The sequence below is a fragment of the Mycobacterium sp. genome (assembly GCF_049281135.1).
Lineage (GTDB): Bacteria > Actinomycetota > Actinomycetes > Mycobacteriales > Mycobacteriaceae > Mycobacterium.
In genome coordinates this window covers 1-11,106 of sequence record NZ_JBAPRN010000321.1, presented here as the reverse complement: position 1 = coordinate 11,106, position 11,106 = coordinate 1, and the positions used below count along the sequence as shown (strand labels likewise).

At 62.4% G+C, this 11,106-nt stretch carries 8 protein-coding genes; 3 read left to right on the top strand and 5 right to left on the bottom strand.

What is annotated here, in order from left to right; translation table 11 throughout:
• Positions 1-62 precede the first annotated feature (62 nt).
• The 3 genes from WAN02_RS13155 to WAN02_RS13145 form a co-directional block, all read right to left on the bottom strand.
• Positions 63-2,012: an FAD-dependent oxidoreductase gene (locus WAN02_RS13155; protein WP_422264628.1), complete on the bottom strand. Its 1,950-nt coding sequence runs from the start codon at positions 2,010-2,012 to the stop codon at positions 63-65.
• Positions 2,013-2,378: 366 nt separating this feature from the next.
• The gene (locus WAN02_RS13150; RefSeq protein ID WP_422264627.1) at positions 2,379-3,809 is read right to left on the bottom strand and encodes an MFS transporter; all 1,431 of its coding nucleotides are present in this window, start codon (positions 3,807-3,809) and stop codon (positions 2,379-2,381) included.
• Positions 3,794-4,108, bottom strand: coding sequence for a hypothetical protein (locus WAN02_RS13145; RefSeq protein WP_422264626.1), 315 nt, complete (start codon positions 4,106-4,108; stop codon positions 3,794-3,796). Before WAN02_RS13145 ends, WAN02_RS13150 begins: the two co-directional genes overlap by 16 nt.
• Positions 4,109-4,529: 421 nt before the next feature.
• On the opposite strand from WAN02_RS13145, the gene WAN02_RS13140 reads away from it, so the two are divergent.
• From WAN02_RS13140 to WAN02_RS13130, 3 genes are read left to right on the top strand one after another with little or no spacing between them, the layout of a single operon-like run.
• The gene (locus WAN02_RS13140; RefSeq protein WP_422264625.1) at positions 4,530-6,287 is read left to right on the top strand and encodes a PHA/PHB synthase family protein; all 1,758 of its coding nucleotides are present in this window, start codon (positions 4,530-4,532) and stop codon (positions 6,285-6,287) included.
• Positions 6,284-8,254, top strand: coding sequence for an acetoacetate--CoA ligase (locus WAN02_RS13135; protein ID WP_422264624.1), 1,971 nt, complete (start codon positions 6,284-6,286; stop codon positions 8,252-8,254). Before WAN02_RS13140 ends, WAN02_RS13135 begins: the two co-directional genes overlap by 4 nt.
• Complete coding sequence (locus WAN02_RS13130) at positions 8,251-9,120, top strand: alpha/beta fold hydrolase (protein WP_422264623.1); 870 nt, start codon at positions 8,251-8,253, stop codon at positions 9,118-9,120. Before WAN02_RS13135 ends, WAN02_RS13130 begins: the two co-directional genes overlap by 4 nt.
• 195 nt (positions 9,121-9,315) lie before the next feature.
• On the opposite strand, the gene WAN02_RS13125 is transcribed toward WAN02_RS13130, so the two are convergent.
• Both WAN02_RS13125 and WAN02_RS13120 read right to left on the bottom strand, forming a co-directional pair.
• Positions 9,316-10,590: a cytochrome P450 gene (locus WAN02_RS13125; RefSeq protein ID WP_422264622.1), complete on the bottom strand. Its 1,275-nt coding sequence runs from the start codon at positions 10,588-10,590 to the stop codon at positions 9,316-9,318.
• A gap of 103 nt (positions 10,591-10,693) precedes the next feature.
• Positions 10,694-10,894 (bottom strand): ferredoxin, encoded by a 201-nt coding sequence (locus WAN02_RS13120; protein WP_422264621.1) that lies wholly within the window; start codon positions 10,892-10,894, stop codon positions 10,694-10,696.
• Positions 10,895-11,106 lie beyond the last annotated feature (212 nt).

The window sequence follows — 11,106 nt, the reverse complement described above, 5'->3', positions numbered from 1 at the left end:
CCAAGAAGTAACGGTTCCATCGTGTTTGGGTTCCTTTTGTCCGGGCGGGACGCTGCCCGCGGTTAGGCTGATGCGGCGATCACCATGTGTTCGGTCAAGCCGTCTCCGAGCAGCTCGTAGTCGTCGAGCCCAGACTGCACGGCCTGTTTCCAGTACTCGACGTTTCGGAACGGCGAGACGAACACCAGTCGGCCCCGGGCGTTGCGGAAAAACGTGTTGGTGCCCGGATGTGTCCACACCGTCGTCTGGCTGGTCGCGTCCACCAAGTCGCCGTAACGCTCGTAAACGTCCCGCCTGGTGTTCACCGCCGCGACGTTGGCGTCGATCATCGAGGCCAATATCCGACCGATGTAGCGCATCTGGACCTCCATGAAATACATGAAGCTGCCGCTGCCCGGAAATGAGTTCGGGCCCCCCAGCAAGAATAGATTCGGAAAATCCGGAACCGTCACACCGAGGTAGGCGCGCGCATCGTCGTCGTCCCACGCGTCGCGCAGAGTCTGGCCGTGCAGCCCGGTGATATCGAGACTCGACACAAACCGTGAGGCCTGAAATCCTGTGGCCCACACCAGGATATCGGCGTCGTAGGCCTCGCCCGAACTTGACCGGACGCCCTGGTCGAGGACCTCGCACACCGCCTCGGTGACGAGCGTGACATTGTCACGCACGAGCGCCGCATACCAACCGTTGTCCAGGAGGATCCGCTTGCCGTAGGGCGGATACGTCGGGACGACCTTGTCGATGAGATCGGTGCGGGAGCCGAGTTGCTCCTCGATGTACTGAGTAAAGAACTGCCGGTGCCCGTCGTTTTGTGCGTTGACTGAGCGTTCCGGATGCGGCCAGCTCGGATCCTTGCGCAGCGCATCGAGTACCTTGTCGCCGAACTGCCAGTACAGCTTGAGGAAATACCAAGACCGATACATCGGGAAATGATTGAGCAGGTAACGGGCGCCGTAGTCGATGGGCAGCTGGAATTTCTCGAATGGCGCGACCCACGGTGGGGTGCGCTGAAACACCGTCAACTTGCCGACTCGGTCGGCGATCGCCGGCACGATCTGCATCGCGCTGGCCCCGCTGCCGATGACCGCGACGCTCTTGCCGTCGATGTCGAGGTCTTCGGGCCAATGCGACGAGTGGAAGGAAGGCCCGGTGAAGCGTTCCCTCCCATCGGTATTGGGCAAGCTGGGCCGGTTGAGGACCCCGACGGCGCTGATGACGGCGTTGGCGGTGATCAGATCGCGGTTCCCCTGGCGGTCTTGGACCTCAACCCGCCACACCATCGCATCCGGGTCGAAGCGGGCCGACACCACCTTGGTGTTGAACCGGGTGTTGGCCGGTCCGCCGACACGCTCAAAAGTCGCCTCGAGGTACTCCTCGAGTTCCGGGCGCAACTCGAAGTGTTTGGTCCAGTCGTGCGGCGCGAAGGAGAACGAATACAGGTGACTGGGAGTATCCACCCCGGCGCCGGGATACGGATTGTCCCGCCAGTTGCCGCCCGCACCGTCGTGCTCGTCCACCACGGTGTAGGGGATGCCCATTTGGCCCAGCCGCTGAGCGGCGATGATGCCGGAGACCCCGGCGCCGATGACGAGAACGTGGAAACCCGGTGGCAGAGTCTCAGCGATGTTGACGTCTTCCTGTATCCCCATGCGGCGTTCGAACTCCTCGGAGAACATCACACCGTAGGACGGGTCGACTGATTCGCCGACGCACACACCCAACATCCGACTGGTCTGTTCAGCACTCGGCATCGGGATCGCGGGCTGCCTGCCGGATTGCAGATCGAACAGCGCGTGGGCTCCCGCCAAGCGGATCTCGTCCTGGATCTGCTCCGAGAATCCGCCCGTGTCGTGATCGCTGAGGCCGCGGCTGCGGGTGGGGCAGTAGGGCGGTTCCAGCCATCGCGAGTCCCCGGTGACCTGGTAGATCAACATCAGCAGGGTGGGCAGATTCGCCGAATCGGCGAGCTCGCGCAGCTCGGCGAAGCTGAGGTGCGTTGGCTTGCCGGTCATGGTTGTCCTCCGTCATGGCTTCTCGGGCCGGCGATCACATGTCGGTGTCGCCGAACGCGGGCGATAGCTCCGTCCCGCGCACAAAGAAGCGATGGCACACACCGGCATCACCAGCGCACGACGACATGCACAGATACTGTCTGTTCGCCGCAGCACCTTGAGCATACGAACGGCACGCTGAAAAGTCAACATCTGTGTTGACGATTTCAATCCACCCCAGTCGGCAGCTGCTTCTACGCTGCTGTTGAACATCGGCCGACGCGAGGAGTCTGAGAGGCCTGGTGCCCGGTTTGAGGTTTGGCGCCACAAGATCGAATCGCTCGACTGAATCGACAGGCATTGAGCGCCAGCTACTTTTCGCCGCTTTCAGGAATCGGCGAAGCGCGGGCGGTGCAGAGTTCTACCCGTCGTGGGCGACCCGGACCCAGACAGCCGGCGGTCGAACAGCGTCATGAGCAGTAGGACGACGCTCATGCCGATCAGGACAAGTGCCGCGTCGTGCAGTCCCGCGCTGTCAACGGTGCGGCTGTACACCACGCCGATGAGGACCGCCGAGGCGATTGACGAAACGTATTGGGATGTCCGCATCAGCCCTGAGGCGGTGCCGATCGCGTCCGCGGGTGTCTGGCGGTAGAGCGCCAGCTGATTGCCCACGATGCCGGCGCCGTTGACCGCACCGAAGATCGCGGTGACCGCGCCGATGGCAAAAACCGAGCTCGACTTCGACAGCGTCAAGATGAACACCGAGCCTCCGATGAACAGCACCGCAGCGACGATGAGCGTCATGCGCGGATTCTTGCGACCGCTGAACACCTGCGATGCCAGCGCGGACGCCGCGCCGACCGGCAGCATGATCAGACCGGCGGCGAGGGCTGTCTGCCCGTGCGCGACCTCGATCCACTGTGTCACTCCGTACAACACGACGTAGGTACCAAACACGGTGAGACCAGCGCGCAGATACGTCCGGGACAGCGCCCTGTTGCGGACCAGCAACCGCATATCGATGAACGGATTCGCTGCGCGCAATTCGCGCCAAACCAGCCCCGCCGAGAACACCACGGCACCGACAAGCGCCGGCCACTGCAGATGGGGCAGCCCCTCGAGCACTATCAATGCGCTCACCAACGCCGCGCTGAATGCCGCTATCCCGGCAAGGTCCAACCGGCTGACCATGACCCGCCACGCTCGGCCGGTCACCACATCGGGGTCGCGTGGAATCCCCCACAGCACCAACAGTCCGGCCACCACGGCGAAAGGCAGATTGACGGCGAACACCGATCGCCAGCCAAACCAACCGATTAGCAGCCCACCCAGCGACGGCCCGATCGCCATCGTCGCACCCCCGGCGATCGCTATACCGCCCAAGACGGTACTCGGCGGATGGTCTAGCCCGGCATCGGTGGCCCGGCGCCGGATCAGCATCATCCCCGTTGGGTATCCCGTTGATGTTCCAAATCCGATCAACACCCGCGCCCAGACCAACATCGCCAGGTTGTCCGCGACTGCCCCCAATACGCCGCCGGCGAGCACCAGAGCGATGCCGAGCAAGAAGACGCGTCTTGGCCCGAACTCCTCCGCTAGCCGGCCGGCGGTCGGCTGCGCGATGGCACAAGTCAAATACAAACTCGAAATGAGGATCGAGGTCTTTCCGACCGGCACGTCCATTGCCGTGGCGATCGCCACGAGTCCGGTCGCGATTACCGAACTGTTGATCGGATTGAGGGCGGCCCCGAAAAGTATCGCTGTGACGAACCCGGCGCCAAAGGGTTTCGACGTTGTCGCTACTTCGCGAGCCACGGGCCACCCGGTCGCATCGGCTTATCATCTGACACGGCCAGGCACACAGCAAGATCGTTCACAGCCACCACCTTCTTCTGCAACGCGCACTCACCCTGACGATGCGCGGGATACTTTGAAGGCGACTGCACAACCCGAAACACGCGCAGGGCCGACCGGATGCCGTCGACGGCATGCGCGGTGCCGGCGAACCACGACGAGCCACTCGCCTGTCCCATTATTTCAACATATGTGTTGATGTAACCATAGCTTGTCTCAGCAGCTTCATCAACGGCATTGTTGGCTTCATTGGCACGCAACCGGTGACGGCCGGCGGGGTGTCGAGACCAGTCCGGCCAACAGTTTTCCAACGCCATTAAGCGTCATGTCCTCCCTCTGGTTGACCAACACACGCGTTGGCATGAAGCTCGGATCACTCCATGTCGACTACGCCGGGTAAGTCGTTAGGCCCAGCTGGATAACGTGTCCCACGGCGGTGTAGCGAGAAAAGCCACAGATGATGTTTCAACGCTCGTGTTGACTATTTTCTGGACAGCTGCCATGCTCGGGTACACCCACCGATAACGAGTGCCAGCTCGATCGTTAAGCGGACTTGGACGCCGGGCGACCGGGAGAAGGCTCTTAGCTTGCGGACCGTACCTGCCCCGTCACGGGCGGTAGTAAGGGAATCGGGAACGCGACCATCTGCGCGGGGTGCGGCAGCGACGTAGGAGGAGCGACATGTCTGCGACCGATCTGTCCGACAAGGCCAACGGGGCCCCCAGCGAACGGCGTAAGCGCGCCAGTGGGCGGTCCGCCTCACCGGACGAGCGCAAGACCCAAACCGCGCGTCCGCCGACCGAAAGTACGAAGAGCACGCTTGGCGGGATCCAATTGCCCTGGGCACCAGTGCTTTCGAAGTCGCCACGACTCGCCTCTGCAGCTATCGGCGCAGCGCGCCACAGTGCGAACTACGCCAGCCAGCTGGCATCGATCGTCACCGGCGGCTCGGCGATCGGACCCAAGAAGGGCGACCGGCGCTTCACCGACCCCACCTTCACCGATCACCCTCTCTACCGGCGGATCATGCAGGCCTATCTCGCGCTGTGCAGCGAAGTGGACGCGTCCGTGGCCGAGACCAATCTGCAATGGAAAGACAAGGAGTTGCTGGAGTTTGTCGCCGAACTGGTGACGTCCTCGCTGGCGCCGACCAACCTACTGCTCGGCAATCCAGCCGCGCTCAAGAGGGCCTTCGAAACCTGCGGAGCCAGCCTTGTGCTCGGCCTGCGCAACTATCTGTATGACCTGCGGTTCAACGGGGGAATGCCGTCCCAGGTGAAGCGCGGTGCCCTGCGGGTCGGTGAAGATCTGGCAGTCACTCCCGGCGGCGTTGTCTACCGCGACGCTGTTTGCGAGGTGCTCCAGTACACGCCGACGACCTCTCATGTCCGTCAGCGGCCGGTCTTGCTGATACCCCCACAGATCGGCAAGTACTACTTCATGGACCTGGCTCCCAACCGTAGCTTCGTCGAATACGCCGTCTCGCGCGGCATCCCGATGTTCGTCATCAGCTGGCGCAACCCGGGCCCCGAGGACCGCGAGTACAACCTGGACGTGTACGCCGCGTCAGTGCTGCGGGTCATGGATGCCGTCCGTGAAATCACCGGCAGCGAGCAACTCAACACCCTCGGCATGTGCGCAGGAGGCATTCTCAGCTCGATCGTGCTGGCTCATCTCGCCGATATAGGCGATGACCGGGTACACGCGGCGAGCTTCGGGGTGACGTTATTGGACTTCGACGAACCCTCCCCGATCGGCATGTTCAACCTGCCAGTAGTTGTCAACCAGGCCAGGAAGCGATCCTCCCGAAGGGGTGTCCTCGACCAACAGTCCTTGGCCGCGGTTTTCAACTTGCTGCGACCTAACGACCTCGTCTGGAATTACTGGGTCAACAACTACCTGTTGGGACGCGACCCCGCCGTTTTCGACATCCTCGCATGGAACAACGACGGGACTGCGCTGCCCTCGGCGTTGCATCACCAGTTCCTGAAGATCTTCAACTTGAACCTGTTGGCGCGAGGGGAGCTTCATGTCCTGGGTACTCAGATCGATCTGAGTAAGGTCGATGTCGATGTGTACGCAACCGGTGCGCTCACCGATCATCTGACACCGTGGAAGGGCTGCTACCGCACCACTCAACTGATGTCCGGCGACAAGACCTTCGTCCTGAGCAACGCCGGCCACATCGCAAGTTTGGTCAACCCGCCCGGCAATCCGAAGGCGCACTACTTCGTTGGAGCCGATCCCGGTCCCGACCCCGAAGCCTGGCGAGAATCAGCCAAAGAGGTGCGCGGCACCTGGTGGGAACACTGGGCTGACTGGATCATTGCACGCGGCGGTCCGGAAGTGCCCGCACCGGCGACAGTAGGCAGCGATGCGTTTCCTTGCCTTGAGCCCGCGCCGGGCTCCTATGTCCTGGACCGGTCGGCCCCCCTGTGATCTTTGGTGATCGCCCCGATGTTCTGTGGCGGCCCGGCCCGCACGACATCGACAACGCCAACGTCACCCACTTCATGAGCTGGCTGAAAGATCAACGCGGAATCAGCCACGTCACGTGGAATGACCTGTGGGAGTGGTCAGTTCACGACCTCGATGAGTTCTGGTCGGCGGTGTGGGACTACTACGGTGTGACAGCTACCCGGCGGCCGGACCACATCATCAGCGGTGGCGAGATGCCCCACACACGCTGGTTCGATGGTGCACAACTCAACTACGCGGAGAACATTCTCGCCAGGGCACCCCGAACACGACCCGCGCTCATAGAAATAGCCGAGAACATTGGGCCACGCGAGTGGTCGACCGCCGAACTCGCAGGCAAAGTCGGGGCACTGTCGCGTTACCTCCTCGAAGTTGGCGTGATGCCAGGAGACCGCGTTGCGGCGTACCTGCCCAATGCCGCCGAAGCGGTAATCGGCCTGCTGGCTACGACCGCCATCGGCGCGGTGTGGGCGTCGTGCGGACCCGAGTTCGGCATTACAGCCGTCGCGGATCGCTTCGGCCAGATCAATCCCAAAGTGCTACTGGCAGTGGACGGTTACCGGTTCGGCGGGCGTGCCCATGACCGACGAGACATCGTGCACGAGCTGCGCCGGCGGTTGCCATCGCTCGCCGCCACCGTCGTCGTGCGCAAGTTACATCCCGACGCGCCGACCCCCAACCGCACACTGGCCTTCGACGAGATCGTTGCCACCCCAAGTACTCCGACGTTCACCCCCGTGCCCGCCGGACACCCGTTGTGGATACTGTTCTCCTCGGGATCGACCGGCTCGCCGAAAGGCATTGTGCAGGGCCACGGCGGCATCGTGCTCGAACACCTCAAATCGCTTGGCCTGTGTCTGGATATCAGATCGTCCGACACCATGTTCTTCGTCAGCTCCACCAGCTGGATGGCTTGGAACTACTCGGTAGGCGCTCTACTGCACGGTGCCACCGTGGTGTTGTCTGCGGCGAGCCCCACCCGGCCAGAGGACGACGGTGCCTTCGCCGTCGCCGCCCAGACCCACGCGACTATCCTGGGTGTCGGCTCGGCATACGTCACGGCACTTGCCAAACAACACCTCGAGCCCCAATCCCGTCACGACCTGACCAATCTTCGCCTGATAATGCCGACCGGGTCGCCGCTGCCGCCGAGCGCCTGGAACTGGCTTGCGCAGCGATTTCCCGCCCGGGTGGACTCGATCTGCGGTGGCACCGACGTGTGCAGCGTCTTCTTCTGCGGCAACCCGCTCACCCCCGTGCGGTTGGGACAGATTGCGGGACGATCGCTGGGTGTGAACGCACAATCCTGGGACGCCCATGGGCGACCTCAGCACGACACGGTGGGAGAGATGATGATCACCACGCCGATGCCGTCGATGCCGCTTGGGTTGTGGAACGACCCGACCGGAGAGCGGTACCGCGGCACCTACTTCGACAGGCATCCAACCGTATGGCGACAAGGTGACTGGATCACAATCACCGAAGACGGCGGTGTCGAGGTCAAAGGCAGGTCTGACGCTGTCCTCAATCGCGGCGGCGTTCGGCTCGGGTCAGCTGAGATCTACAGTGTTGTAGATCAATTCGATGAGATCTGTGACAGCCTGGTGATCGGTGCCGAACTGCAGGACGGCCGCTACCTCCTGGCGCTGTTCGTCGTCATGGCCGGCGGTTCTGTCCTCGATGAGTCGCTGCGCTGCCGGATCGACACGCGGCTGCGTACTGAGCTGTCGCCGCGGCACGTGCCCGACACCATCGCCGTCGCCCCTGTGATTCCGCGCACCCTCACTGGCAAGAAACTCGAAATCCCGGTCAAAGCCATCCTGCAGGGAACGGCACCGGACATCGTCACGGCACCTGGTGCCATCGATCATCCGGAGGCCCTGACGTGGTTTGCCCGGTGGGCCGCGGACAACAGGACATCCGCGTGAGCATCAATACCGATGATGAGTTCTACGTCACCGCAAGCGGTCAGCGGATCCGCCTGCAGCGCAGCAACATTGGCAGCCGCGACCCGTTGATCCTGATCAACGGGATCGGCGCCGCGATCGAGATGTGGCAACCTTTGGTCGACGAGCTTGATGAGCGAGAGCTGATAAGCCTGGACCTGCCCGGGTGTGGACTATCCCCTACGCCACTAATCCCTTTGCGGTTGTCACGAATCGCGGCGCTGGTCACCGAAGTGATGGATGCGCTCGACTTGGAGCGCGCGGACATCCTGGGCTACTCATTCGGCGGCGTGGTGGCCATGGAACTCGCGCACCGATTTCCCGACCGGGTCGATCGCTTGATACTGGCCAGTACGGTGCCGGGAACACCCGCGGCGATTCCGCACCCCGCCGTGTTCGCACTGATGCTCAGCCCGCTGCGTTATTACCACCGCCGCACAGCCGAACTAATCATCCCGCTCATCGCGGGCGGACAAACCGCTTACGACCGCCGTCGGATGCGTGCGGGTCTGCATGACCGACTCAAACGCCCCCCACCCGTTCGTGGTTACGCTTATCAGCTGTTGGCGATCTCCGCCTTCACCTCATGGCCCTGGTTGCACCGGATTCCGCATCGCACGTTGATCGTGCACGGGCGTGACGATCCGGTGTCGCCAGCGCTCAACGCACGGTTGCTGTCGGCCACGATGCCCAACGCACGATTGCTCATGTTTGCCGGTGGGGGCCACCTGCTGCTCCTCGACGAATCCGGCCGGGTAGCGCCGGCCATCGTTGAATTCCTCGAGTCGGCTCGCCCCCCGACTGAGCAAGAGAAGGTTTGCGGCCGACGTGCAAGGAGTTCGGAGTGATATCTCAAAACCCTTGGCGTCGGCTGCGATCCAATCCCGACGGGAAGTCCACCGTCGCGCCGACCGGCTGCCGACTGCGCGACAGCACAGGTCACATTACAAACTCGAGATGAGAATCGACGTTCCGATGATCATCGCTGTGATAGACCGGACGCCAAAGGGTTTCGAGGTCATTCCTACTTGACGATCACGGCGTCACGACGTGGCGGCTGCCACGTTGCTGGTGGTGGACGTGTCGGAGTCAGCCGAAGTGAACACCAACGGCGCGTCGTGCCAGCCGTTGCGCAAAATGTGACGCAGCCGTCGTGGCTCGGCCGCAAGCTCCCAGGAACTGAATCTGTCGAGGAGCATGTTATAGAGCATGGCCGCCTCCATCCGCACCAGCTGTGCGCCGATGCAGATGTGGGGCCCGAATCCGAAGCCGAGATGCGAGATGTCCTGGTCGCGCGTGATGTCGAAGGTCAGCGGATCGGGAAAGACGTCCGGGTCGATGTTGCCCGCCGCGTAGAACAGATAGACGCGCTGGCCGGCGCTGATCTTTTGCCCGCGAACCTCGGCGTCTGTCAACAGGGTCCGCACAAACCCACGCGCGGGCGTGGTCCAGCGCAAAGCTTCGTCGACTGCGGTCGGCATCAGCGAGCGGTCCGCACGCAACCGGGCCAGCTGATCGGGGTGTCGCGCCAGGGCAATCGCCATTCCGGTCAAAAGAGAGCGGGTGGTGTCGGTACCCACCGCAAGCACCAGCGTGCAATACATGATCAGCTTGGCCTCAGGCAACTTTTCCCCGTCGAGCGTCGCGTCGAGCAACGTGGTCATCAGATCTGAACCAGGGTGTTGACGCTTACGGTCGAACTCGGAGAGGAAGAATCCGCTCATGTCTTTGAATTCCTGCGCCACTTCTCGCAGTTCATCGGCGGTCAGGGTCCCAGACCCGATGTTCTCCAGCAGATCGCTCCATCGACGTATGCGCGTTACATCCGACGACGTGGTCCCCAGCAGACGCGAAGCGAACAGAATCGGCAGGCGCGAGGCCACCGCTTCGACGAAGTCGATAGGCCGATTGGCGTCGACGGTGTCCACCAGCGCCCGGCAACTCTCCTCCAGCTCTGCGGTCATCGTCGCCAGCGCGCGCGGCGTGAACGCCGGCGTAAGCAGTCGTCGAAGCTGACGATGCCGCGGTGAATCCGTGTAAGGGAACAACTCTCCGGCCGGATCGAAGAACTCTTCGCGCAGCAGCGTGTCCTCGTTGTGCATGATCTCGGTGAGCAACAGCCCGCCCGTCGGCGAGAAGATGTCCTTACGCTGCGCAGCGAACCGGATGTCTTCGTGCTTGGTCAGGACGTACATGTCCAATGGCGCGTAGTAGAAAATGGGCGCCTCCTGCTGCAAGCGCTGATAGATCGGGACGGGATTCTCATAGAACGAGGGCTCCACGAGCTTCACCAGATCGACCAGTTCATCGACCGCCATTGCGACCTCCCACACCATTGGGTTTCACCTGTTGTTCCAGCCGCTGATTGGGCACTGCGATCTGTCTGGTCCTGCGTCAGACATTGGCGACCGCGCACCGGCCCTACTGGTCATCGTCGATCAACGTAATAGCACGTGTTGGGCAATTGATTGACGCCCGGCGCACCAGCGGTTCCAGATCAGCGTCCGGAACGTCCTGCAGCACTTCGACGTAGCCATCATCGGACACATCAAATACTGTCGGCGCGGTGCCGGCACACAAGCCGTTGCCGGTGCACTTCGAGTGATCAGTCTGGATCCGCATTACGACGAAACCTGCTCTCTCGCAAGCTTTCCATCTGTAACCATGTCTACGAGTTGTCGTCGCATCTCGGGTATCTACCTACTGTTGATACGTCTTGCACCCACGTGTGGTAGCCGGTCACGCGAGTCGGGGGCCTCCGCCGGCCGCTTGCACGAACAGCATAGATCTTGTGGATCGCTGTAGTCAACAGTAGTGTTGATACATTTCTAACC

What these genes read in the sequence shown, in the direction of transcription:
- WAN02_RS13155 (WP_422264628.1), bottom strand. Translation starts at nt 2,012, where the DNA reads ATGACCGGCAAGCCAACGCACCTCAGCTTCGCCGAGCTGCGCGAGCTC.
- WAN02_RS13140 (WP_422264625.1), top strand. Translation starts at nt 4,530, where the DNA reads ATGTCTGCGACCGATCTGTCCGACAAGGCCAACGGGGCCCCCAGCGAA.
- WAN02_RS13125 (WP_422264622.1), bottom strand. Translation starts at nt 10,590, where the DNA reads ATGGCGGTCGATGAACTGGTCGATCTGGTGAAGCTCGTGGAGCCCTCG.
- WAN02_RS13120 (WP_422264621.1), bottom strand. Translation starts at nt 10,894, where the DNA reads ATGCGGATCCAGACTGATCACTCGAAGTGCACCGGCAACGGCTTGTGT.